Here is a 25567-nt window from a genome sequence, read left to right on the forward strand (position 1 = left end):
ATGCCGCATGAGTATCAGTAGATTTATAAAATCAGTCAACCACCCATTCTAGTGAATGACCTGTATGCTAAGTTTAGCCATGCATCACAACCATCGACTACAAACCCACCAGATTTGATGCTTGCCATCAAGCCTAGTGATATGATGTAACCGTATAAACACTTAAGATGACATAACAAAGATTAGGTGTGACTTTTGCCAAAAAATGGGCACAGAATGATGTAGCACTCACATCAGCAGACCCAGTGTTAATCCACGCAAAATCACATCCCGTCAGGAAAAATCCATGCTCAGCAAAATAGGCCGCTTTGAATTGCTACGTAAGCTTGATGAAAGCAAACAAAATACCGTCTATTTAGCCCGCGACTCTCACATGGAGCGTGAGGTCTTGATTAAACTGCTACCCAATGGCGATTGGCCACTTGAGGTTTTGTTACCGCAGGTACGCCTTGTCAGCAAATTACAGCATAAGAATATTGCCACACTACTGGACGCAGGCGAGCATGAGGGCGCACCTTATCTGGTCTACGCATTGGTTAACGGCACCATGCTATCGCAGCAATTAAAATCATCTGAACCATGGGCCGCCACACTAGCTGCTCAAATGATTGCTGACGTACTCAAAGCAGTGAGTTACGCACACGCTCAGGGCTTACTGCCCTTAGGTCTGCAGGCAGAGCACATCATGATCGCCAAAGATCAAACGCCCATGCTGATAGGTATCGGCATGGCTGGTTTTGCAACAAAAAACCAGCATACGCACTACACCGCACCCGAGCTTATCGCTGGTAACAAGGCTACAGTTGCCGCAGATATATTTTCATTAGGGGTTTTGCTGCATGAGCTAGTGACAGGGCTGCCTTTTATTGAAAAAGCAAAAACACCTACGGCTCTAGCCAAGGCTGGCGTCATCCCCCAGCAACCGATGCAGATTCATCTTGATGAAGCCTTAGAGTGCATCACCCTGAAAGCCACGAGCAAAGCGCCGGAGGATAGGTTCGCAAATGCTGAAAGCATGCGCAAGGCTTTGCAAGATTACCTAACGCCAGTACAAGGCGAGCATAAACCCGTAGACGCGCACAGCACGATGGATTTTTTGCTGCGGCGCATGCGTAGCAAAAGTGACTTTCCTGCACTGTCACACACCATTAGCGAAATCAATCGGCTGGCAGATGACGACTCCGCCAGTAACAACGCGCTGGCGCAAAGCATTCTGAATGACTTTGCACTCACTAATAAATTATTAAAACTGGTGAATACCGTTACCTACGGGCAATTTGGCGGTCATATCAACACTATCTCCAAAGCCGTGGTCATCTTGGGCTTTGAAACCATACGCAATGTAGCAATGTCACTGATATTACTGGATTTTCTGCAAAATAAAGCACAGGCATCCCAGTTAAAAGACGACGTACTTTCATCATTCTTTGCCGGCATCGTCGCGGCACAGTTAGCGCCCACTAGCCATGTCAGAAATGCAGAAGAAGCAATTATTTGCTCCATGTTCCGCAATTTAGGCAAACTACTCGCCAGCTTTTACTTTTTTGAAGAAAGCCAGCAAGTTGCACGCCTGATTGACCAAGGTGATAGTGAAGACAAAGCCGCAGTTAAAGTGCTGGGCATGACTTACAACGAGCTGGGTATAGGCGTTGCAAAAAGCTGGAACTTCCCGCCGCGCTTAATCGCCGGTATGCGTAAACTAGATAGCAATAAAATCATCAAACCGAATGGTGAGCTGGAGAGCTTGTCGCTAACGGTTAATCTGGCCAATGAACTATGCACGATTGCCAGCAACGGCAATATCGCCGACAAATCCAAAGCGCTCAAACAACTGACAACCCGCTACGAAAATGCACTTAGCGTATCAGAACAGCAACTGCGTAAATCGATGGAGCAGGCTTTAGATGAGCTTGCCGCGCGCGCCAGAGTAGTGGGCATCAACGTGGCACAAAGCCAGTTAATGACTCGTGTTAACACTTGGATAGGCGCGCGTGCTGAGGCATCGCACAAAGCGACGGAAGAAACCGAGCTCACCGCATTAGGTATCAATCTTGAGGCAGCAGATGAAAAAGGCAGCGAGCCGACGAAGCCTGATTCTGAGTCCATCCTCACTGAAGGTATTCAGGAAGTCACTAACACCCTGATTGAAGACCACCAACTCAATGACATTATGCAGATGGTGCTGGAAACCATGCACCGTGGCATGGGCTTTAACCGCACCATCCTGTTTATTCGAGATGTCAAAAACAATCAAATGGTGGCACGCTTCGGCTTTGGTCAGGACATTGATACGGTACTGAAGAAATTCAGGTTCGGCTTAGACTTCACTCCTGATGTATTTCACCTTGCAACCAGCAAGGGTGCCGACTTGATGCTAGAAGATATTACGGCGGAAAATGTAACAGCTAAGATTCCGCAGTGGTACAGGCAAGCGGTATCGTCACAAAGTTTTTTACTGCTGCCGATTATGGTAAATAACAAAGCACTCGGCATGTTTTACGCAGATATGGAGCATGCCAATAGCATGCAGGTTTCGACCAGACAGCTCTCCCTATTGCGCACACTGCGTAATCAGTCAGTGCTCGCGATCAAGCAAAAAGGCTAGATTCAGGGATGAAAGCTAGGCGGTAATCTGCAAGAATTGTTAACAATCAACGGCAGCTTGACGTGAGTCAATGCCAAACACAGCATTTACCGTCATCATAAGCACCATGTCTAACACCAATAGCGCTTGGTAGCATTATGCTGAACTTTGATATTGTGATTGTCGGGGCCGGCCCGGCTGGACTATGCTTTGCGCAGGCTGTTGCCGGATGCGGCCTACGTATTGCCATACTAGAGCGTCAGCCGGAATCAATGCTGGCAGACCCCGCTTTTGATGGGCGTGAAATTGCCCTCACACATCACTCCGCACATATCATGCAAGCACTGGGGTTGTGGCAACGCATTGATAACAATGCTATTTCTCTATTGCGCGATGCACAGGTACTTAACGGCCCATCGCTTTATGCCATGCAGATTGAGCACGACGCCAATAAAACCGCGTCCTTAGGCTATTTAGTCGCCAATCACCTGATCCGCAAAGCTGCCTATGAAGCTGTGAAAGCATCTCCGGATATCACTTTACTTACAGCGTCGGACATTACCGCCATCAGCACGGATAATGACGGCGCCTATATCAGCCTTGCCAATGGCACCAAAGTGCAAGCACAGCTATTGGTGGCGGCAGATAGCCGTTTCTCTGAAACCAGACGTGCGATGGGCATCCCTGCCACCATGCATGACTTTGGCAAAACCATGATGGTATGCGTGATGGAGCATAGCATCCCGCATCATCACGTAGCATGGGAGTGGTTTGACTACGGCCAAACCTTGGCGCTCTTGCCAATGAACGGCACACAATCCTCTGTGGTCATCACCCTGCCCGCTGCTGACATTCAACGGCTGATGTCGCTGAACGAAGCCGAGTTTAATCAGGAAATTGCGTTACGCTTTAAGCATAGATTAGGCAGCATGCAACTAGCATCGACCCGCCATGCCTACCCCCTAGTCACCGCCTACGCCAGCCAACTAGTTGCAAAACGCTTTGCTTTGATTGGGGATGCTGCGGTGGGGATGCACCCGGTCACAGCACATGGTTTTAATTTTGGATTATTTGGTATCAATGTGCTTGCCGATGAAATTAAAACGGCTAAATCACGTGGCAGCAATATCGCCGCCAGTGCCCTGCTTGAGCGCTACCAAAGAAAGCATCGCTTCAAAACACGCCCACTGTTTTTGGCGACCCATGCAATTGCCAAGCTGTATGGGAATGACACGATACCGGCACGCCTGATTAGAGCGGCATCATTGCGCCTAGGTAACAGCATCTCGCCTTTTAAACGTGCCGTGGCGCACATGCTGACAGAAGCTAGTTAATAGGGAAGAAACCTAGCGTCTGGTATCGCTGCAAGACAAGCGTAGGCTTAAACTAGCTTGGTGATATTGCCATGCTGCGCATAATCATGCATTAATGCATCAAACTGCTCAATAGGTAACGGCTTGCTAAATAAATAGCCTTGATACGCCTTACACTCATGCTGCTTCAGGAACGCCAGTTGTGCTTCAGTCTCTACCCCTTCAGCAATCACGTTGAGACTAAAGTTCTGCGCCATATCGATAATCGTTTTGACCATCACTGCATCACTTTTATCGGTGGTGATATCACGTACAAAGCTTTGGTCAATTTTAATCTGATCCAGCGGCAAACGTTTTAAATAAGAGAGTGAAGAAAAGCCAGTACCAAAGTCATCCAAAGACAGCGTCACGCCTACCGTTTGCCTTAGCAGGTTCTTTTTGGCGATCACATCAGTAATATCATCCAATGCAACACTTTCTGTCAGTTCTAATTTAAGGCGCGACGGGTCAATCCCATGTTTATGAATCGCCGCAATCACCTGATCTACGAAATGCGTTTGTTTAAACTGCTGTGCACTAATATTTACCGCCAGCACTAAATCACACATTTTCGCATTGTTGCTCCAAAGCGCAATCTGGCGGCAGGCTTCATCCAGCACCCAATCACCAATATTAAGAATCAATGCGCTTTCCTCTGCCACCGGAATAAAATGCGCGGGAGAAATCATGCCGCGTTGCGGGTGCACCCAGCGAATCAAGGCCTCTGCACCGATTGGTTTATTTTCATGATCGACCTGTAGCTGATAATGCAACTCAAATTGATCAGTCTCCAGTGCATTATGTAAATCAGACTCCAAGGTAGCGCGCACCTCCACCAGCTCTTGCATTTGCGGATCAAAAAAGCGCGTGCGGTTACGACCACCATCCTTTGCCTGATACATGGCCATGTCGGCACGCTTAATCAGCTCATCGACATCTTTATCATGGCCACAAAACAGCGAGACACCAATGCTGGATGAGCTGTGAATATGCACATTATTAATTTTGTAGGGCTCGGCCAGCGCCAGACGTATGGTTTCTGCAATCTTAGCCGCCGTACGCGAGGCTTCTTCCAAGCTCTCGCCTAAGCGTTCCACCAGCACGACAAACTCATCACCGCCCTGGCGCGCCACGGTATCAATCTCACGCACACAAGCGGTAATTCTTTTTGCCACTTCAATTAAGAGCAAATCGCCATCACCATGGCCTTGCGTATCGTTAATGACTTTAAATTTATCTAAATCCAGAAATAGCAAAGCGCCATACTGCATGCTGCGCGCCGAAGTCGCCAAGGCTATACCTAATCTATCCAGCATTAAGCGTCGATTAGATAAACCGGTTAACGGGTCTTTGTACGCTAACTTCTGCACCTCTTCTTCTGCCCGTTTACGGTCACTAATATCACGGCCTACCGATTGGATCTCTGTGAGCTGACCATGCTCATCAAAAATACCGCGGTTACTAAACTGCATCCAGTGAACGGCTCCCGTTGCCGACAGTACCCGATTTTCTATCATCACCACTGGGTTAGCAAAGGACAACATAGCTAACTCGTCCACCACGCGCTGTAAATCTTCGGCATAGACCACAGGCTTCCAGGTGGAGCCTATCATCTCCTGTTCAGTCTTACCAAAGAAGCGACAATAAACATCATTCACAAAAATATAAGTACCGTCTGCACGCAACCTTGAAATCACTTCAGTCTGATCCTGCACCACTGAACGGAAGCGCTCCTCACTCCCGCGCAGTACCGCCTCTGCTTTTTTAATCGCACTAATGTCGGTGAGCAGCACAAAAAAACCTTTTACCTCACCATCTCTCACATCGGGGATGTAATTTGTTAAAGAGTGGCGTGAGCAGCTACTGTCTGCATTAGGGATAATTCGCTCAAAGGTCTGTGGCTCACCTCTTAATGCGCCTTCAATATGCGGGAGATTGAGGCGGTAAAGTTCATCCCCCAGCAACTCCCAAATATACTTGCCTCTCAGCTGGCTAGCCTCAACACCAAACCACGCTTCATATGCTTTATTGGCAAGGCGGTTTTTTAGTGTGTTATCCCAATAGCCGACCACGGATGGCAAGCAATCGAGTACCTTCTGAATAACAGCGCTGGATGATAATAATGACTCTGCCTCTTGATCAAAAACAGAAGAAAGCGTGGATAAGGCTTCTGCTGGCATCATGCCTTCAGCATCCCCAGCGGGTACACTTGTGGAGCTAGCGGCTGGGGTTGGATTGTGCGGAAGTTTCATAATGGCATAGTGCCATAACTTATTAAAGTTAAAAAGCTATTAGTCATAAACCAACCATTAGTTGACGCAACGCTGCATCATAAAACCGCTTTTGCCAGCTGCGCTAATTAGGTAGGCTTCATCAAGATGCCGCAACAAAAAAGGAGCCTAAGCTCCTTTAAAGTTAAATACACGGCACCCGCCCTCCACATGAGCCAAGGTGCACATCCATCTTATCCTACTTTTTGGGCATACTAGGCTTGCTTGGCATGACGGTGGAACCCGGCATCACTACTGCTTTTTTGCTTTGCTTAGGTTTTTTTGCCTCTTTGTTTTTGTGTAGCTGTCCTTTTGCCATGATGTTTCTCCTCAAATGTTTAACATCAAACTGATTGCGCAAACGGGTTTGTCCTAGCAATCACTGGATTGGACTAAGCGCTGCATCAATGGTTTCATTCTGGAATACTGGAGTGATATGCAAACGAATGATAGGACAGCAGTGTGGGCGCCAAACAGAAGCCACGGTGCGGTTCGCCAATGATGCAAACCTAGAGGTAAAAACTGGGGAATATATGGTCGGCGTGGAGAGATTCGAACTCCCGACATCCTGCTCCCAAAGCAGGCGCGCTACCAGGCTACGCTACACGCCGAAGGCCGGCACTATACTGACAACCCACCAGATAGTCAATATCAGGCTGATTCAATTACCATAATTATTCACACTGGCTGTACATATCGCCCAATATTTAGTGCTATTATTTTTAGCATAATTTTCATCAAAATAGAGAAGTTTAGCCCCATGTCACATGCGATCAAAGTTAACCAAACAGGCGGCCCCGAGGTATTGCGCTGGGAGCCAATGACGGTAGGCGCGCCGGAGGCTGGTCAGGTCAGATTGCAGCAAACCGCAGTGGGTATGAACTTCATTGACGTGTATCACCGTACTGGGCTGTACCCGCTGCCGCTGCCGTTCATTCCCGGCATGGAAGCTGCTGGCGTTGTGGAGGCAGTGGGCGCAGGAGTCTCACATTTAAAAGTGGGGGATCGTGTGGCGTATGCCTCAGTGATTGGCGCTTATGCGGAATCTAGGCTGATTGCGGCTGAGCGCTTGATTAAGCTGCCGGACAGCATTGATGACCTGACTGCCGCCGCCATGATGCTACAAGGCATGACCGCACGCTACCTAATCCGAGATATCTACAAAGTAAGTGCTGGCGATACCATACTGGTGCATGCAGCGGCTGGCGGCGTGGGGCTTATCGTTTGCCAATGGGCTGCGGCGCTGGGCGCAACCGTGATTGGCACCGTCTCTACCGAAGAAAAAGCGGCATTGGCGAAAGCCAATGGCTGCCACCACCCCATTATCTACACCCGCGAAAACTTTGCAGCACGCGTATTGGAGATTACCAACGGCAAAAAACTGCCGGTAATCTACGATTCAGTAGGTAAAGACACCTTTATGCAATCGCTAGACTGCCTGCAACCCAGAGGGCTCATGGTGTTATTCGGCGCCTCGTCTGGCCCGGTGCCACCGCTAGATTTATCCGTGCTGGCACAAAAAGGCTCACTTATGGTGACTAGGCCAGCACTTGCCACCTTTATTGCCAGCCGTTCACAACTTGAGGAAAACGCTTCCGATTTATTTGAAGCAGTCGCGGGCGGCAAGGTAAATATTCAGGTCAACCAGACCTATGCACTCAAAGATGCTACCACCGCTCACCGCGACCTTGAGGCCCGTAAAACAACCGGTGCAACGGTGCTGACAATTTAACTTACAACACGGCAATACCGATGCATACTTAGCCTGTGTGTTTTTTGTCTTTAGTGATGCGCCACTGCGCGTGCAGCAGGCGATCATGGCGCTCATCAGGCAAGCGCCGAATAAACGTGCAGGCTTGGCTGTGGATAGTCACACCGCGGTCGCAGGTCACATAGCCGACAATAGCATCCGGAAAGGCCGGCTTGCAGCACTGTGCCATATAGGTCTGTAGATTGCCAACGCCTTCTACCGTGACCTCAGTTGCCACTGGCTGTGCCGTTGTCTTCCGCGAAACCACCTGATTGATTTTTTCCATCGGTTTCAGGTGTGCGATTTCATGGATAGCACCTGCGATTTGATACTCGCTCACATCACCACGGCCTATCGCGCTTAAAAAGTCTTCCAGCTTATTAAAGTGCAGCTTCTGTGCGATTTTTTCCTGATTAATCGCCCCGGCCCCTGCACGGTGTAGCTCTTTATCTAATTTGGCACGGCCTTGCGTCACGTTTTCTTCTGCGTGCTGATGCCTGAACCAGTGCCGCACCTTGGCGCGCGCACTGGCACTTTTTAAGTAGCCTAAGGTCGGGCTTAACCAGTCACGGCTGGGCGCACCATGTTTAGTGGTAAGAATTTCAATACGCTGTGCATTTTGTAACTTGTAATTGAGCGGCACGATATTACCGTCCACTTTAGCGCCACGCGTTCTATGCCCTAAATCCGTATGCAGCGCATAGGCAAAATCAATAGGCGTCGCGTCCTTGGGTAAATCTATCACCCTGCCTTGCGGCGTAAATACATACACGTTCTCCTGAAACAATTCGGTCTTAAATTGCTCCAGTAAGTCACTGCTATCAGTGGCGCCTTCTTTCCATGCCAGAATCTGACGCAACCAGGCGATTTTCTCGTCCAACACAATGTCGGACTTACCACCTTCCTTGTAGCGCCAGTGGGCGGCAACGCCCAGCTCAGAGTACTGATGCATTTCAAACGTGCGGATTTGCACCTCTAGTGCCAAACCTTGAGGGCCATTGACTGCGGTGTGCAATGAACGGTAGTTATTACTTTTAGGGCGTGCGATATAGTCATCAAACTCGCCTGGAATCGCCTGCCACAAGGTTTGCACCAAGCTGAGCGCGCTGTAGCAATCTTTTACATCGTCAACCAGAATCCGCACAGCACGCACGTCGAACAACTGCTCAAAATCCAGCTGTTTGCGCCGCATTTTATTGATAATACTGTAGATGTGTTTAGGCCGGCCTGAAACCTCTGCCCGAATACCAGCCTGCGCTAATTTTTGCTTCAGTATATTCTCAACATCTGCAATGTACTGCTCACGGTCCACACGGCGTGAATCCAGTAACTTGGCGACTTCTTTGTAGAGCTGCGGCTCTAAGTAGCGCAATGAGAGATCTTCCATCTCCCACTTGAGCTGCCATACCCCAAGACGATTAGCCAGCGGAGAAAAAATACCCTGCACCTCGCGCGCGATCAGTATTTGCTGCTCGCGGCTAGCACCAGCCAAGCTACGCAGTATTTGCGTGCGCTCTGCCAATTTAATCAGCACAACCCGAATATCCTGCACCATCGCCAACAACATCTTGCGCAGGCTCTCAACCTGCTTGCTGTTATCTGCATTTTCCTGCCCTTGCAGATGCAGACGCTCAAGCTCACTGAACTCCTGCACTTGCGCGATACGGAGCAAGCCTTCAACCATGCTTACAATATTGCTGCCAAAGCGCAGCTTGATGGTTTCCTGCCAATTATCGATATGCTTAGGTGCCGCATATAAAATGGTCGCAATAATGGATTCAGCATCCATATTTAGGCTGACTAATATCGCGGCAGTGCAGGTTGCATGCCGCAACAGCGGCTCACCAGTCAGCTCGGTCTGCGCATCATAAGCCAAGGTTGCCAACTGGCAAGCCTGACGAATGAGCTCCACGTCTGCTGGCGAATAATGCTTAGCTAACGAAACTATCCATGCTTGCGTATCATTATCGGATAAAGCAGGTATTTGTAATGAGCTGGAACCATGGATCATTATTATTTAATCTTCTATTCTAAAACCAACCTTGATGGTCACTTGAAAATGCGCAACCCCACCATTCACAATATGTCCTCTAGTCTCAACTACTTCAAACCAGTCCATATGCTTAACGGTGAGGGCAGCCTTCGCAATCGCATTACGGATTGCATCATCAGTACCAACGCTAGAACTGCCTACGAGTTCGATGAGTTTATAAGTATGTGCAGACATAGCATTCTCCTTGACTAAAAATCTTGGAATAATTCCAGATAACTATAATCATCTACCTTTTAGCCATAGATTACCAATTTTTATTTGGTGCCTAAGCTTGAACTTTCAAGCAATTTTTAAACAAATACATCATGTCACCCAATCTGTACCCATCGATGCCAAGCGCTCCATGCAAGGCCGCCTGTGATAAGATTCCACCATCCTTTAATTTGATTATGCATTTGACCTGCCCATGACAAACACACCAACACAACCATCAGCCGAGCTAAAAAGCATTACCGGCCTCAATGACCAAGAATACGAAGCACTGAGTGCAGCCCTTGCTAAAATGCGAGCACCGCAAGTAGAAACGCAAGCGCCTCAGACAAAAATGCTAGCGGCCGTGCGCAATCAATTGCAACAACGCTTAAACAACCCGCAGTTGAGTGAAGCCGAAAGAACCAAACTCACCAATGACATTGCTGATCTTGATCGCAAAATGAATGCGAGTCAGTCATAACACGTTACTCTGCGTGCAAGCCATAATGGAACACAACATGAAAAAACTGCTAATCGCACTCACACTGGCGCTGACCAGTACTAGCACATGGGCGGATTGGACTGAGTTTAGCGGCTCAAGCAACCAAGGTGGCGTCAAGGTTTATTACAATCTGGCTACGCTGCGCAACCAAGACCATGTGCTAAAAGTTTGGCAAATGCAGGACTACAACGCACCGCAAACCGTGCAAAGTCAAACTTACCTCTCGGTAAAATCTTTGCTTGAGGTTAACTGTAAAACCAAAATGCGCAGGACCATGGCCGCGAGCAACTACAAGCTGAATATGGGGCGTGGCGAAGCTATCCTTAAAACCAGCAGCCCTGCACAGTGGGAATATATTGCCCCGGATATAACGGGCGAAGCCATGCGTAAGTTTTATTGTGGCCGTGAGTAAGCAGGGCTAAACCTAACTTACCATACTGCAACTGCAAGCGTTTAGATAACTGGTATTGAAAACAAGTACTGATAAAAAAATGGATGCAGCCCGGTAATCGGCTACCTACATAGCACAACTACCGGGCCTGCAATATTGCGATACCGACGTATTAGAGATCAGTAATTGGCAGCAAGCCTAAGGTTTTAGCTTCATCAAACAAACCTGTCATGGTCCAATTTTGCCTTAAAGCACCCGCACCATAGTTTCTTGAGCCACCCACCGCCTCAGCCAGCAATTGTAAGCGCGCAGTTTCTTCGAGCAGAATAATGGTGTCAGTCAGCGCTCGCACGCCGCCTTTGCCCCATACTGTACCGCCGCCATTGGCTTCAATAATGGCAAAGTTATGCGGGTTTTCATTCACTTTCTCAACAATAAAATCTACTTCTGGCTGGCGTCTATCAATATAAACAGGCAGCTCGCGCACCAGATGGTGGCGATTAAACGCAACATAGTTAATTGGAAAAGTACGGTGCGTTTGTGCCCAAGCAGCCAGATACAGGGTATGTACGTGTGAAATGATATTGACGTCTGGATGCTCTATAAACAGCTTGTTGTAACGTTTGCCACCGCTATGGTTGCCAGCATACACCGTACCATCAAAGCCAATAATAGCCGGTGTGATTTCTGCGCCCCTATTCCACGGACCCGGGTCGTTCACCACCACCAGTTTTTCGTGCCCAGGCACGCGTACCACAAAGCCTACCGTACCATAGGCCGTAGTGGTGTCGGTTTCGCGCAGCACTCTAAAGGCGTGCTCGGCGTCTTGCTTCACACTTTGTGCAAATGCCGTGACATCTGCCGCTAATTCTGTATCGATTTTTCCCATGCTAAAACTCCTTCATTAAAATTAAATAAATTACGCAGCTTTGCTCTGCGTTTGGTAATAGTTATCCAGCCACTGACGTGCAGCCGCCAATGGCCTGTGGTCTACCCATGCGTCCAGATTAAAATCACGGTCTAACACACCGTGAATTAAGGTGAAGTTCTTTTGGATTTTGAATAAATCCAGCAACTCTTTTGATAGGCTAGGATGTAACGACTGATGAAACCCATCGCGGTAAGCCGTTGCCACCCCGTCGTCGCCGGCACGAGTTTCGCCTTTTAAAATTTGATGCACACCGTCCAGATTAGAAGCTGCCCAATCTGCAGCACGCAGGGTTTGTGCAAGAAAGCGCACTAACAAATCAAAGTGGTTCTCGATAAAATCTTCATGCACAGTAATCGGCCGCGGCGTGCCGTTATTGACGCGATATTGGCGATCGGTGAACCTGTCAATATCAATACCCACTACGGCGCCGTAGCGTTTGGCGGCATCAACTGCCGACGCGCCTTTGACGTAAACCGCATCGACTTCGCCGCGTGCCAAGTTATCAAGCCCAGCCCACAGCCCCCCCAGACCGGCATCTGAATCCTGTCCCGAGCCCACCTCAACAAAGGACACGTCATCCAGCGTTAAGCCTGCATAAGCCAGAACGCCCTTCACTCCTTGCAAGGTCATGCCGCGCGCAATACTGCTGCCGCGCACATGCGACTGTATTTCACGCTCTACATACGCTGGCAACGCAACACGCCGCCCTTTCAGGTCTGCCGGCCGATTGATGTGAGAGTCCGGGCGCACCAAAATCACCTGCCATTCGTCTATCCAGGTTAAGCCGATGACTTTTGTTTTTGCGCCCTGGGCTTTAGCCGCTAAGGCGAGCAAGCTGCCACCTTCCCGAATCAAGCTGTTGATTTCATGGTCGTAATGATGGCGCGCAAGCGCTTGAGGTGCGTCCTGAATCGTTGCCACCGAAATACCGTCTTTTGCAAACTCTTCTTCAAGCCATCCTAATTTATAAGCCAGGCCAGTTGCCGTGGGCACTGGGCAGCGCGTAAACCAGATGTCTTTAAGTTGCGTATTGGCTGGCGGATTCACTGATAATGGATTGGTCATTTAATTACCCCACGGCGCGCAAAATCGCGGTATCTGTTTTGCCGCGCAATAGCGGCAGCACTTCTTCACCCACGCGATACGCTTCTTCAAGGTGTGGTGTACTGGCTAAAATAAATGCATCTGCACCCAACGCCACCAATTGGTCCAAGCGTTCCGCTACCTGCTCATAGCTACCGACGATGCCGTTAGTTTGACCGCCGCGCAGCAGGCTAAAGCCAGACCAAACATTCGGTTCAATAATCAAATCTTTATAACTATTGATAGTGGTCGGTCGATTGCCACGCTGACGCGCAGCGCCTACAGAATCACTGGCATCTGGGTTCTGAAATTTATCCAAAGCCTCACGACTCAGGCTGTTAAAGCCTTTTTCAATCTCCGCCCAAGCCTCTTCTTCAGTGGGTCTGGCAATGATATCCACACGGATTGCGCATTTAATTTTGCGCCCAAGAATCTGCGTGCGGGCTTTCACACGGTCAAACTTCTCACGCAGTTGATCAAACGGCTCTAGCCACGTTAAATAATAATCAGCATGTTTAGAGGCAGAGGCGAGCGCCGCATCTGAGGAGCCGGAGAAATAAATTTCCGGATATTCTTCCTGCGACAATGGGTGCGCCAAACCAGCATCTTCCACTTGGTAGAATTTGCCATGATATGAAAACGGTCCACCATTCCAGACACCTTTCAATACATCCAGAAACTCTGTGGTTCGCCCATATCGATCATCATGCGAAGCGGAGTCTCCCCACCACAACTGCGCAGGGCCACCGCCACCGGTAATGATGTTGTATAAAGCGCGGCCACCGGTGGCACGTTGCAAGCTTGCGGTCATCCGCGCAGCAACCACTGGGTTGAGAAAGCCGGGCTGAAACGGAATCATGAAACGAAAGGTAGAAGTCTCACGCGCCAGTAACGAAGAGATCACCCATGGCTCATCCGTCATTGGGAACGATGGAATCAAACCGCCCTGAAAACCTGAAATCTCGGCAGCACGCGCAATCTCTGCCACGTAATCGATATAGCCCTGCCCTGTACCGCCTACACTGCCTGGCTTGGCTTTAGTGTCATCGCCAGGAAACCAGTCACCGCGATGCGGAGTGCGATTACGGTGTGAGCTTGGTTCGCCATGGGTCGGAATCCGCCAGAAAACATCAATAGTCATACAATATTCCTTAAATTTAGTTAGGCAGCACGACGTTGGTCGTGCTTGATTTGGGCCCGTACCGCAGGTAAAACGTGTTCACCTAGGCGATAGGCCTCTTCAAAGTGCGGGACAGATGACAGCAGGAAGCTGCTGACTCCGGCGGCGGCATAAGCCACAAGCGCTTCTGTCACTTGCTCGTAGCTACCGACCAGCGTGGCATTGGCTGCCGTGGTATCAGTTGATAGGCCAGCCCATAAATTGCCGTTAATGACAGGCTGATGATTGCCCTGCTCCGACTGCTGCCAATAGCGGCGTGCATCAAAAGTCGCTTCATCCTCAGTTTCGCGGCTGACGATATCAATACGCAGCGCAAACGCAGGCTCACGTCCATAAGGCTTGGCAAGTGCACGCAGCTCTTGGATTTGCTGTTGAATACTCTCAACCGTGTCTGCATCAAAAATGTGAAAGTCCGCAACCTTAGCGGATAGCGCTAAGGCTTCTTGACTCTTACCGGAAAGGTAAATAGGCGGCACTTTCTGGTTAGATAACGCTCCCTGAAACCCGCCATTGAGCACCTCGAAATACTTGCCTTTAAAGCTATATGGAGACTGGGTGAGCACACCGCGCGCCACGGTAACAAACTCTTCAATGCGCGGATTAATTTCACTATCTGCCACAAAATCGCCCAAGGCACGTCTATGCTTATCATCACCACCAGCACTAATTTGCCAGGCAAAACGCCCATCGGTAAAGCGCTGGTAGCTCACTGTATTTTTTGCCGCGTACACCGATGAACCACGTGAGGCATCAAACTCGGTGACTAGCTTTAAATGGCGGCTGCCACGTGCCACATAGCCGGCAATAATCCATGGTTCATCGCCATTGATATCTTCCGGAATACGGATGCCGTCGAAGCCGGCAAGATCTGCCGCACGTGCAACCTGATGCAGGTAATCAAAATAGTTGAAGCTCAAACCACGCGGGTCGGTCACACCATCCGAGTAGGGATGCGCTGATGAGGCACGTTCTGCACGGCGCTCTTTTCTACTATTGCCGTAACGTCCATCACCACTGGTTGGCAATTGCCACAAGAACTCTGTAGTCATACATTCCTCCTAAAATTAAACTGGATTAACTAGCTACATTGATATGTCTGTAGCACTATCTCTTTTAATTTGCAGGATGCATGCCAATATCCGGCACCAATGAAAATAAACGCAACCAATTGATTTGTATTGTTTTTTAACAAAACAACAGCTCACTGTTATTTTGCAAAATAAATAGTTGCTGCAAAATCAACAAGGCGATAAACAGCGCTGTTGATTTTGCAAACCATTCACCCCTTATGCAGCCAGCTTTTTAAAGTTGCTGCTGATAAACGCACGAAAGCCTGGGCATACTGCCAACCAGATAGGAATCCACAGTAAAAATATATCCTGCAGCACAAAGCCTTTGCTTAAAAAGCCACCCAGAGTGGCGCCCACAAAGCCACCAGCCATGCCAACCATCGTAAACAAGCCGGAAACGTGACCCATATTTTTACCAGAATGTGCCAAGCGTGAAATATTGACGAGATGATTAAACGCCTGACCTATCGCCTGTAATACAGCACCTATCAAAAGCCCGACCACGCCACTACTTAAGCCCAAAAACGCTAAGCCTATAATCAGGCTGGCATGGCTCAAGTTATAAGTGAGCTTTTCACCTAACTTTGCCACCACATGCCCCAGCAACAGCAGCACTGCAACAAAGGCGGCACCCTCTACCACCATGAGGGTGATTCCCTGCTGTGCAGTCCAATGGAATTGACGCACTGCAATCACAATAATAAAAGTGCCGAAGAAGCCACGCACCATGCCGCCTAAGCCATCATAGATACATACCTGACGCACCATCGGGTCAGTAAGGTATTGCAGCATTTCCTTCACCCCGCCACGTACACTTTTGGCACTATCAGCCGCACGTGTGCGCGATAAAATGGTGAAGCCATAAAACGACATCACGGCAAACAATATGCTGGTAATCCAGTAGCTACCCTGTATCCCCAAATGGCTGGACACCAGGTTGCCAAGTAATGGCCCGACCAAACCTATGCCCAGCATCAAGGTGCCTCGATACCAGCCGCCACGGCTAGTGCCAACCTCAGGCAGACGTTCCAGCCATGAGGTATTCATGGCTACCACGCGAAACGGAATACAAATGCCGGCAATAAACAAAAAGATGGCGGCCAGATACCAAGAAGTTGAGTAGCCAATCAACGGATATAAGGTCATGGCGCCCAAACTAGAAATTGCATATACCCAGCGCGCACTGAAGCGGCTGATAAAGATACCGGCCGGCAGCGACATCAGCATCATGGATAAACTTTCCGCACCGATTAACAAGCCTATCTGCCAAGACTCGGCATTCAGGTGCAGCGCTAACAACGTGACTAAAATCTTATTCATACCAATGGTGATGCCACTCATCAGCGCCAGGCCAACAAATGAATAAGTGAAATGATGGGTGGCTAATAAGGGACGTTGCGTATTTAACGTATTGGATTGGCTCATATTGATGCACTCTCAGGATAGAAATGAATAACAGAACTGTTTGCGCCAGCATCGGGCGCAATGATGCGATAGGTGTGGTGCTGATAAAAATAACGCCAGACTACCTAATGGGAATCTGGCGCTTTTTACATCAACGCTTGCGTGGATAATTACCAGCGCGTGGTGACTGAGACGCCAACTGTTCTTGGCGCTGCCCAATAAATGCTATCGCCATTAACGCCCTGAGCGGCGTTAAACGCTGGCAATGAATGGTTTTTGTACTCTTTATCAAATAAATTATTCACGTAGCCAGTAAATAAATATTTGTCATTGTGCGTAGCGAATGAAATCCGCGCATTTGCCAAGGTATAAGCCTCTTGATTCAAATGCCCACGCGCTTCAGACTGAGGATCAATAAAGTAATACTGTTTAGCTTGGTAACGTGCATCTGCACCGATAATCACCTTACCGTAGCGCACCGGGATACGATAATCAGCAGCAAGCTGTGCCGTTACATGCGGCGAACGCACTAATGACCTACCGCTCAAATCTGCCCCGCCGTTTACCACCTGCAGGCTGTCATAATCTGCGTCTAACAGACCTAGGCTGGCATTCACGTGCAAGTTCTCTAGTGGCAATGCTTCCACCTCAAACTCAGCACCATTTACCGTGGCTTTTTTAGCATTCTGCAAATAAGAAACGGTGGTATTGGCATTGGCATTAAAACCGACCACGTTCACCTGCACGTCTTTATAGTTGTAATGGAACAAGCTGGTATTAAAGTTTAAGCGCCCATCCAACCACTCTGACTTATAGCCAACCTCATAAGCATCTAACTGCTCAGGTTTTACCGTATTCACCGCGGCCAAGCTAGTCGCGGCAGTGTTAAAGCCGCCAGATTTCTCGCCATGCGAATATTTGGCATATACGCGGTCATGCGGGGTGATTTTATACTCAGGCGTAATGTCGTAAGTTAAAGCATTCCAGGTTTTAGAGTCTTTAGCGCTAAACGTGCCCGAGCCAGATGGCCCTGCTGCGGCATATGCGCCGGTATATGTGCTCCACCACTGTGCCAGGTTGCTCCAGCTACCAGTTCCGGTTGAGCCTTTTCTGTTCAGGTCATACTCTTTAGTCTCGCGCGTCCATCTCACGCCCAAAGTCGCATTGAACTGATCGGTAAAGTTATAGGTGTTGCTGCCAAACAATGCAAAACTCTCCGCATTATGCGTTAAGTCTGATTTGTTATAAGTTGCTCCCGGTGGCGCTCCAGCCAAACCAGGCACTGAAGCAGACGGCAACTTAGCTCCCTGCGTACTAAAGTTAACATTCTCATTAAAATAGTGAGCACCAGCTAACCAGTTCCAGCGGTCCTCTTTAGGCGATGCCAACCTAAACTCTTGCGTAAACTGCCGGCTTTTGCCATCGGTGTGCGATCTGGAAATCTCTAGCGGCGTGTAGTCGTTATCCGTCACAATTTCAGACTGAAAATCTTCATAGCCCGTAATAGAGGTCAACGCTAAGCGGCCAAGCTGCCATTTCAAATTCAAGCTCACGCCGTTTTGTGTGTTGTCGCTAGAGTCAGGCGCATTGGTACTCACATGCTTAATATCTTTACTTGGCTTGTAGCCGTTACGGAACACGCCATTCGCCGCATAACTTCTGGTGGTGGTAATGGCACCATCGGTTTCATATTTTCGGTAATGCACATTTAACAATGCTTCTAAATCCGGCGTTAAAACAGCCAACAACTGCCCGCGAATCGCGCCTTCAGATAACCCACTATCATTGCTGCCGGTATATTGGTTCTTTAAACGGCCATCCTGGTCTTCTTGTAAAAATGAAACACGGCCCGCTAGGCGCTCATCAATAATCACACCACCCACGCCGCCTTGTACGATTCTGTCGTTGTAACTACCGTAATCTACTTTCACGTAATTGTCTTTGGCATCGGTATTAAATGATGGTTTTTTTGAAACCACGCTCACCGCACCGCCTGTGGTATTTTTACCCCACAACGTGCCCTGCGGGCCGCGCAGTACTTCCACACGCTCGATATCAAATAAAGGGAAGCCGGTAGCACTGGCATTGCTGATATAGACTTCATCTAAATAAAACCCAACCGGATTGGATAAGTCATATTGCTGCTGACCGGCACCTACACCACGAATCCACCAGCGTGGGCGTCCATGCTGCTGCGTTCCAGCTGAGGCATTAGGTACATAATTCAATACTTCACTGGCTGAGCGACCTACACCTTGGTCTAGCAAATCTTTACCGCCTAGGGCCGTAATCGCGGTTTTCACTTCCTGCACACTCTCTTCGCGCTTCTGTGAAGTCACCGTCACTGAAGGTAGTGTCACGCCTTCTACTTTGGCTTTATCTTCAGCCTGGGCTGGGGCGCTCTCCTCAGCGTAAGCCAGATTGGCATTAAGTACAGTAGCCGCGCTAATTGCCAATGCTATCGATACATTCTTGACCAGCGGCTTTAACTGGAAGGTAGCTTGGCGCGGATGCGCGCCTTTAATTTCTTTACTTCTCATTGAATACTCTCTTTAACTGTGATTAAAATTTGCATGGCACAAATGCCTTAACAGTTATAGAGATTGCAGAATATGTGCCAAGTATCAAATAACGCACAAAACATTGATTTTATTGAATATAAACAACAACACACCAATCAATGCATGATTACGTTTGTTGTATAAGCAGCAACAATCTGAACAGTTGCTTGTTAATAAACAGCCCTTAGTGACGGTTGCTGGCTAAGCGTGATGTAGAAAAAACAGGGTAAGAATCTCTATATAAAAAAAATGCGGTGCATCCGCAGACACACCGCACACAACACCACGAGAATCACTTGCTTAAGACAGCATCAGCGTACGCTACGCCAACGCAGCAGATATTGGCGTAGATGAGACAAACTAGCGTTCATCAGTAAACCGGTCAAACCGATACTTACCACAGCCACAATCACAATATCCATTCTTGATGATTCCTGCGCCATCAGCATCAGTCCACCCACACCGGGCCCGGTTGAGAACAGTAGCTCAGAGCCTACGGTAGATACCCAGGCAAAGGCCAATGCGTGCATAAAACCGGTCATGATTGATGGCGTGGCTGCAGGCAATAAAACATGTATTAACAACTGCAAGCGGTTAAATTTAAGCACCGATGCTACTTCTACATACTTATGCTCGATGCCGCGCATGCCCTCAAAGGTATTCAGCACTACCGGATAAAATGCGGCAAGGCTGACAATTAGTATTTTAGAAAACAGATCATTGCCAAACCATAAGGCAATTAACGGGATTAGCCCTAACAACGGTACCTGCCGCATAGTGTGGTATAGCGGCCCGATCAGTTTATTAGCAAGTGGTGATACCGCCATTAAGCCACCCACAAACAGACCGGCAAAGCCGCCTATCAACAACCCGATCACGGTGGTCTGTAAAGTTGCCCCGAGGTTGATTAGCAATTCCCCGCTTTGAATCAGCTCCACAAGACCACTGCCAATTTGGCTTAAAGGCACAAAAATATAGGTATAAGCATCCCCCTGCCGCGACATAAATTCCCACACCACGGCTACCGTAACAGGCAGTAACAGCCCACTAAAATGCTTCACATTCAATAAAAACTGATTAATTATATTCATCATTACCTCTGCTAATTAGCTCTGTTGCCAGCGACCAAGATGCGTCTCTACAGCGCGCAAACTACGATCCAGCAAGAAACCGATCAGCCCAGTGACTAGCACGCCTACCAACACAATATCGATTCTGAACATCTGCCGACCCATTTCCATCATCTGCCCGATGCCGCTGTCTGCCGCGATTAGCTCGGCCGCCACCAGTACCATCCAGGAGCGACCCAGCGCCAGACGCAGACCGGTCAGTATCGGCGGTACCGTCGCCGGCAGGATGACATGCCTGACTAAGCTTATGTGGGACAGTTGATACACTTTAGAAACCTCAAAATAACTGCGTGGTATGCCTTTAACCGCATCATAGGTGGCCATAGTGATTGGGAAAAAGGCCGCTTTAGCCACCACTACAATCTTGAATGTTTCTTCCACCCCAAAAATCATCACCAGCATGGGGATAAAAGCGATAGTCGGCACCTGACGTAAAGCGTTAAATGTAGATGCAAAAAAAGCATCGATAGGCTTAAACAGCCCCATCAATACACCAAACACCAAGCCTAGCAGTGAGCCGATAGCAAAGCCCAGCACCAGACGATACAAGCTGTCATGCAGGTGCGATTGCAGCTCGCCACTGCCCCAGAGCTCGTGCGCGGTTTGATACACGCCAGCGGGTGAAACTAAAATCTGCTCAGGAAATATGCCAGCGCTGCATACCCACGCCCATGCAAGCAACAGCAGTATCGGCGACACAAAGAACAATACATTGGCATGCAGGCTATTAGCTAAATCCCGTATTTTTGTCATGACTAAGCCCCTTTAAGCGCAACTTTTCTCGGCTGCCAGTAGCCTTCAAGTTTGAGTTCCTTGATGGCGGCATTTAAAAAACGTGCATCAAATAACTGCTTGGTATTAATATCCTTGCGAATCAGGTTGGCCTGGCGGCTGTATTGGGCAACATTGGCATAGTGATCTAGCACCAAGTCATCAAACAGCGGGCTCCAGCGTAGCTTCCATGATACTGAGTCATCAGAATACTCTCGTCTGAATACGTTTTCAGGCTGTCCATTTTGATTGGCAATCTTCAAATACTCATCCAGATGTGCCTCTTGTGAGGTCCAGTACACCGCTCTCACGTAAGCAGTAGTAATAATCTGTGTGATGGCAGGGTTTTGCGCAATAAAGTCTTTGGCACCCCACAGCTCAGCGCGCATTTTCCAATCTTGGGCAGCGCTCTTAGTAGACCAAATGATCTTACCTACTTTTTTATCTTCCAACTGGTAAGCATCGCTCAAGGTGACAAACGCATCCACATTGCCCGCCGCTAAAGCAGCAGCACCCGCACCCGGGTTTAGGTTTGAAATCTTGAAATCAGAGAACTTAAATCCACTTGCGGCCACATAGCGCGCAAATGCGATTTCCCAAGGGCGACCACGATGCAACGCAATACGCTTACCTTTCAGGTCAGCCAACGACTTTGCGCTGGAGTTAGGCGGCACCACCAGATACACGTTGTTGCCGCGCCCGCCTGGCACCACAATGCGTGTTTCTACGCCGCCAGAGTTAAGGATAATCGATGGCAAATCACCATAGCCAGCAAAGTCTATGCTTTTATTGGCAAAACCCTCGTTAATGGTCACTCCCACAGATTGTGCAGTAACCGGTACCCAAGTCAGGGTGACGCCTTGCTTTTTAAGCTCCTCTTTTAGCCAACCCTGCTCCTCAACGATAGCCGCTGTACCGTTAAAGCCTATCTTGCCGTTCACGTTATAGGCTACGGTGGCAATCCTGACTTCTTTGGCCGGGTCTGCATTGGCATCGGTGAGCAGGCCAAACATAAAGGCCAAGCCCACCAATAGCCACGCAATCACAGGTGTTTCACTTTTAATACTGAAATTCATTTTGTTCTCACATTCAAATACAAGAATTAGCCAGGCACTTACATGCCTAGCCTATCAGGCGGTAATCGCCTGGCGTTTGCTGATCACGGCATCGTAAGGTCTGGTATCAATCCAATCATTCACATTGAATGGCTGAGGGATAAACTCCCAGCGATGCAGAAAATTCACAAAGTCCTGCAAACCATCGATAGACGTCTGTGCAAAATCGGTTTGCAGACGCAGATGTGCGTCAGTGCCATACGCCACGCTTACCCAATACTCACTACTATTAGTTTCTTTAGCCAGAAAGCGGCGGGTTTCATCCGGGTGCGCATGGGCCCAATCTTCGGCACGCAACACCTGCTCCACGATGCGTTCAGCAGCATCAAAATGATTTTCAATTAAATGCGTATCTACGCTCAAAGTACGTGGCGTACCATTGTTGGCACGTATCAGTGGCTCTGGATGTGCGCCAGTATCAATCACCGTCACCAGATTAAGCTGGCTTGCCAGTGCCACCGCGCTTGCCCCTTTAAGGAAAATGGCATCCACCTCGCCACGCAGTAAGCCAATTAACTCGTCGTTACGGCTACCGGACTGGCTGCCAAAGATATAGCTACCATCTGCACTTTTTTTGGCTGGCGCATCGCTATAGCCTATGCCAATCTCGTAATCCACAATCTCAACATCGCTTACCGCCAACCCGTCTAAGCTAAGTGCGTTTTCCAAGCCGCGTAGCGCCTGTGCACGTACAAAATCAATCTGTACATTGACCCACTTAGGTAAACCAAATTTCCTGCCTTTTAAATCCTTAACATTACGTATGCCAGAATTCGGCGTCGTTAAAATCAACTGCGCCTCATCTGCCCATGACAGGCCAATTACTTTGGTTTCGCGACCAATGGCACGTGCCCATATCGCTGGGATATTACCGCCATGTCGTACTGAGTTAGCCAAAGTATGGTCAAAGTGTGATTCACGTACCGATTGATTATTTGACTCACGTAATGACTCAATCTTGGTAGATTTCGCGCGAAAGCTCTCTTCTAGCCAGCCTTTTTGCACGGCGATGCCTAAGCCTGTCGGCACTGGGCAACGTGTATACCAAAGTGTATCTAATGCTGTACTCATGATTTCTCCTTAAATATTTAATGCGTGGATGCACGCAAGCTTGATAAGGATTGAGCACGCTTCATGCCAACAAATAATACATATACAAATCAATATGATACGCAACATAAACTGAATTATTAATCCAATCTGCTGATTACGCCGCAGGCTATATGTGGCAACAGCAACAGCACTGTTGCCTAAGCAGCAGCCGCGGCATGCGCACAGATGAAAATGCATATGCTGCTAATTCAACAGCAATCACTTAGTGACTGTTGTTTAAGCAACAAACATCAGTCTTAAAAATATACAAAATTTGTTAACACTATGTTTATAAACATAAATTTATTATGGCATGGCATTTGCAATATAGATTCAGAGCCACTCGTGGCAATTGTTTATCGGTATGGAGAATTTAAGGCATGACAACATATAACGTGGCTATAGACTTTAGCAAAAGCGCAGCACCTTTTAACAAGGTGAATATAGCAACAGATTCCCCTGCTGCGCTTCATCCTCATAAAGATCTGATCAGCACTGACAGTAATAAGACGACGACTGAAGAATCTTTACTGATTCAGGACGTAGTTAAAAGTTATCAACTGCAAAATACGACGCTGAAAGTGCTTGATGGCATTAACCTTGAGATTATCCCGGGTGAGTTTCTATCTATTGTCGGCACCAGTGGTTGCGGCAAATCCACCTTGCTTAGGTTAATCGCTGGTCTGGATAGCCACTACGAAGGTTCTATTATCTATCAGGGCCAGCTGGTGACTGGTACCGACCTCAGCCGCGGTATTGTGTTTCAGGAGCATCGCTTGTTCCCGTGGATGACTGTGGAAGAAAATATAGACCTAGCTTTCTCCGCCACGGATGTGCCTAGTCACGAGCGTAAGCTGCGTGTGCAGCAGCAGATTAATGTGGTGGGCTTAACTGGCTTTGAAAAAGCCTACCCTCACCAGATTTCCGGTGGCATGTCGCAACGTGTGGCTATTGCCAGAGCCTTGGTATTAAAGCCAAAACTACTGCTGCTGGATGAGCCCTTTGGCGCGCTGGATGCGCTAACTAGGCTAAAGCTGCAACAAGAGCTGCAACGCCTGTGGGAGCAAGAAGGCCTCACCACCATCTTGGTCACGCATGACGTAGAAGAAGCAGTGTTTTTGGGCGACCGGATTGTGGTCATGGAGTCCCACCCCGGTCGCATCAAGCGCATCGTCCCAGTACCGCTGCCTCGCCCGCGTGACCGCTCTTCGTATTTATTCCAAAGTATCAAGACTGATGTCATGTCTGATTTCTCAATGGCAGGGGTTGAGTAATGCTGGCTGCAAATCATCACCCCTGGCAGAAGGATTAATATGTCTACATTAACCAGATCTTCAGTCGCATTTGCCAGTGTTGGCATAGAGGCGCCGACCGCCTATGACACTGAAACGGTAACGTATCCGTACCGCACTGCATACGACTTTAAACCAGATGCTGTCATTGAGCATACGGCCATTAATAAGCGCCACCTATTGGCATTAGGTGCATTGGCGGCGCTCTTGCATGGCGCGGCTGTGATTGCCTATCTGAACTACCCGGCAACACCGGCAGTGCAGCAAACTAAGGTGAATAAGGTGGAAATTGAGTTTATCAAAGCAAAACCGCCTGAAGTGATAGAGCCACCTAAACCGCCACCTCCGCCGTCACCAAAAGTGGTGAAACCGTTAACGCCACAAGCAGCCAAACCTGCGCCAGCGCTACGCACTGCAGTCGCTCAGGACAACGTACCAGCCGAGGCTATCACGATTCCAGAGAACCGTCAGGCACCGGTCACTGCGGCACCAGTAGTGGCTGCACCACCGGCACCAGAAGCACCGCCGGTAAAAGCGGAAGAGCCAATCACCGAGGCCACTGGTAACGCTGCTTATTTAAATAACCCACCACCAGATTACCCAGCGTTTGCACAGCGCCAGGGCTGGGAAGGCAAAGTGCTACTGCGCGTGCATGTACTGGCAAACGGCAAGCCGGACAAAGTGGAAATAAAACAATCCAGCGGTCGTAAGACCTTGGATGAATCGGCAACCAATGCCGTAAGAAACTGGACCTTCATTCCATCCAAACGTGGCACCACCGCCATTGATGGCTGGGCGACTGTCCCTATTGAATTCAAACTAGCTAAATAAAGGTAATATTACT

At 48.7% G+C, this 25567-nt stretch carries 21 protein-coding genes and 1 tRNA gene; 8 read left to right on the plus strand and 14 right to left on the minus strand.

The window, feature by feature from the left end; translation table 11 throughout:
• Window positions 1-286: 286 nt before the first annotated feature.
• Window positions 287-2605, plus strand: coding sequence for an HDOD domain-containing protein (locus tag C3Y98_RS03860; protein WP_135276797.1), 2319 nt, complete (start codon window positions 287-289; stop codon window positions 2603-2605).
• Between the two features lie 137 nt (window positions 2606-2742).
• Window positions 2743-3918: a 5-demethoxyubiquinol-8 5-hydroxylase UbiM gene (ubiM, locus tag C3Y98_RS03865; protein ID WP_135276798.1), complete on the plus strand. Its 1176-nt coding sequence runs from the start codon at window positions 2743-2745 to the stop codon at window positions 3916-3918.
• Window positions 3919-3965: 47 nt separating this feature from the next.
• Here the strand turns inward: ubiM and C3Y98_RS03870 are convergent, their stop codons facing one another.
• Both C3Y98_RS03870 and C3Y98_RS03875 read right to left on the minus strand, forming a co-directional pair.
• The gene (locus C3Y98_RS03870; RefSeq protein WP_135276799.1) at window positions 3966-6188 is read right to left on the minus strand and encodes a putative bifunctional diguanylate cyclase/phosphodiesterase; all 2223 of its coding nucleotides are present in this window, start codon (window positions 6186-6188) and stop codon (window positions 3966-3968) included.
• Window positions 6189-6740: 552 nt separating this feature from the next.
• Window positions 6741-6817 (minus strand) — tRNA-Pro (locus C3Y98_RS03875).
• 149 nt (window positions 6818-6966) lie between these two features.
• On the opposite strand from C3Y98_RS03875, the gene C3Y98_RS03880 reads away from it, so the two are divergent.
• On the plus strand, window positions 6967-7938 hold the full coding sequence (locus C3Y98_RS03880) for a quinone oxidoreductase family protein (RefSeq protein WP_135276800.1): 972 nt from the start codon (window positions 6967-6969) through the stop codon (window positions 7936-7938).
• A gap of 28 nt (window positions 7939-7966) precedes the next feature.
• Here the strand turns inward: C3Y98_RS03880 and C3Y98_RS03885 are convergent, their stop codons facing one another.
• Both C3Y98_RS03885 and C3Y98_RS03890 read right to left on the minus strand, forming a co-directional pair.
• Window positions 7967-9967 (minus strand): RelA/SpoT family protein, encoded by a 2001-nt coding sequence (locus C3Y98_RS03885; RefSeq protein ID WP_135276801.1) that lies wholly within the window; start codon window positions 9965-9967, stop codon window positions 7967-7969.
• A gap of 6 nt (window positions 9968-9973) precedes the next feature.
• Entirely contained in the window at window positions 9974-10183 is a 210-nt protein-coding gene (locus tag C3Y98_RS03890; RefSeq protein ID WP_135276802.1) for a dodecin, read from the minus strand.
• A gap of 232 nt (window positions 10184-10415) precedes the next feature.
• Here C3Y98_RS03890 and C3Y98_RS03895 point away from each other — a divergent pair, with 232 nt between their 5' ends.
• Together C3Y98_RS03895 and C3Y98_RS03900 are read left to right on the plus strand one after the other, a co-directional pair.
• Window positions 10416-10682, plus strand: a complete 267-nt coding sequence (locus C3Y98_RS03895) for a hypothetical protein (protein WP_135276803.1) — start codon at window positions 10416-10418, stop codon at window positions 10680-10682.
• A gap of 37 nt (window positions 10683-10719) precedes the next feature.
• On the plus strand, window positions 10720-11115 hold the full coding sequence (locus C3Y98_RS03900) for a surface-adhesin E family protein (protein ID WP_135276804.1): 396 nt from the start codon (window positions 10720-10722) through the stop codon (window positions 11113-11115).
• Between the two features lie 151 nt (window positions 11116-11266).
• Here the strand turns inward: C3Y98_RS03900 and C3Y98_RS03905 are convergent, their stop codons facing one another.
• From C3Y98_RS03905 to C3Y98_RS03925, 5 genes are all read right to left on the minus strand, one after another.
• Window positions 11267-11983, minus strand: coding sequence for a class II aldolase/adducin family protein (locus C3Y98_RS03905; RefSeq protein WP_135276805.1), 717 nt, complete (start codon window positions 11981-11983; stop codon window positions 11267-11269).
• 30 nt (window positions 11984-12013) lie between these two features.
• On the minus strand, window positions 12014-13090 hold the full coding sequence (locus C3Y98_RS03910) for an ABC transporter substrate-binding protein (RefSeq protein WP_135276806.1): 1077 nt from the start codon (window positions 13088-13090) through the stop codon (window positions 12014-12016).
• A gap of 4 nt (window positions 13091-13094) precedes the next feature.
• Window positions 13095-14249: an LLM class flavin-dependent oxidoreductase gene (locus C3Y98_RS03915; RefSeq protein ID WP_135276807.1), complete on the minus strand. Its 1155-nt coding sequence runs from the start codon at window positions 14247-14249 to the stop codon at window positions 13095-13097.
• A gap of 20 nt (window positions 14250-14269) precedes the next feature.
• A complete protein-coding gene (locus C3Y98_RS03920) occupies window positions 14270-15337 on the minus strand; it encodes an LLM class flavin-dependent oxidoreductase (protein ID WP_135276808.1) in 1068 nt (355 codons plus the stop codon).
• 237 nt (window positions 15338-15574) lie between these two features.
• Window positions 15575-16783 carry an MFS transporter gene (locus C3Y98_RS03925; protein WP_135276809.1) on the minus strand — a complete coding sequence of 403 codons (1209 nt, stop codon included), beginning with the start codon at window positions 16781-16783 and terminating at the stop codon, window positions 15575-15577.
• Window positions 16784-16806: 23 nt separating this feature from the next.
• Here C3Y98_RS03925 and C3Y98_RS12880 point away from each other — a divergent pair, with 23 nt between their 5' ends.
• Window positions 16807-16932, plus strand: coding sequence for a hypothetical protein (locus C3Y98_RS12880; RefSeq protein ID WP_280818741.1), 126 nt, complete (start codon window positions 16807-16809; stop codon window positions 16930-16932).
• On the opposite strand, the gene C3Y98_RS03930 is transcribed toward C3Y98_RS12880, so the two are convergent.
• The 5 genes from C3Y98_RS03930 to C3Y98_RS03950 all read right to left on the minus strand — a co-directional run bounded on the left by C3Y98_RS03930 (window position 16933) and on the right by C3Y98_RS03950 (window position 23410).
• Window positions 16933-19302 carry a TonB-dependent receptor gene (locus tag C3Y98_RS03930; RefSeq protein ID WP_135276810.1) on the minus strand — a complete coding sequence of 790 codons (2370 nt, stop codon included), beginning with the start codon at window positions 19300-19302 and terminating at the stop codon, window positions 16933-16935.
• Between the two features lie 332 nt (window positions 19303-19634).
• On the minus strand, window positions 19635-20417 hold the full coding sequence (locus C3Y98_RS03935) for an ABC transporter permease (RefSeq protein ID WP_245234314.1): 783 nt from the start codon (window positions 20415-20417) through the stop codon (window positions 19635-19637).
• A 12-nt stretch (window positions 20418-20429) separates the two neighbouring features.
• Window positions 20430-21206: an ABC transporter permease gene (locus C3Y98_RS03940; RefSeq protein WP_135276811.1), complete on the minus strand. Its 777-nt coding sequence runs from the start codon at window positions 21204-21206 to the stop codon at window positions 20430-20432.
• A 2-nt stretch (window positions 21207-21208) separates the two neighbouring features.
• Window positions 21209-22300 (minus strand): ABC transporter substrate-binding protein, encoded by a 1092-nt coding sequence (locus tag C3Y98_RS03945; RefSeq protein WP_135276812.1) that lies wholly within the window; start codon window positions 22298-22300, stop codon window positions 21209-21211.
• Between the two features lie 54 nt (window positions 22301-22354).
• Window positions 22355-23410 carry an ABC transporter substrate-binding protein gene (locus tag C3Y98_RS03950; protein ID WP_135276813.1) on the minus strand — a complete coding sequence of 352 codons (1056 nt, stop codon included), beginning with the start codon at window positions 23408-23410 and terminating at the stop codon, window positions 22355-22357.
• A 401-nt stretch (window positions 23411-23811) separates the two neighbouring features.
• On the opposite strand from C3Y98_RS03950, the gene C3Y98_RS03955 reads away from it, so the two are divergent.
• Window positions 23812-24705, plus strand: a complete 894-nt coding sequence (locus C3Y98_RS03955; RefSeq protein ID WP_135276814.1) for an ABC transporter ATP-binding protein — start codon at window positions 23812-23814, stop codon at window positions 24703-24705.
• Window positions 24706-24744: 39 nt separating this feature from the next.
• Window positions 24745-25554, plus strand: coding sequence for an energy transducer TonB (locus tag C3Y98_RS03960; RefSeq protein WP_135276815.1), 810 nt, complete (start codon window positions 24745-24747; stop codon window positions 25552-25554).
• The last annotated feature ends 13 nt before the right edge of the window (window positions 25555-25567 follow it).

The sequence above is a fragment of the Methylotenera oryzisoli genome (assembly GCF_004661485.1).
GTDB classification, from domain to species: domain Bacteria; phylum Pseudomonadota; class Gammaproteobacteria; order Burkholderiales; family Methylophilaceae; genus Methylotenera; species Methylotenera oryzisoli.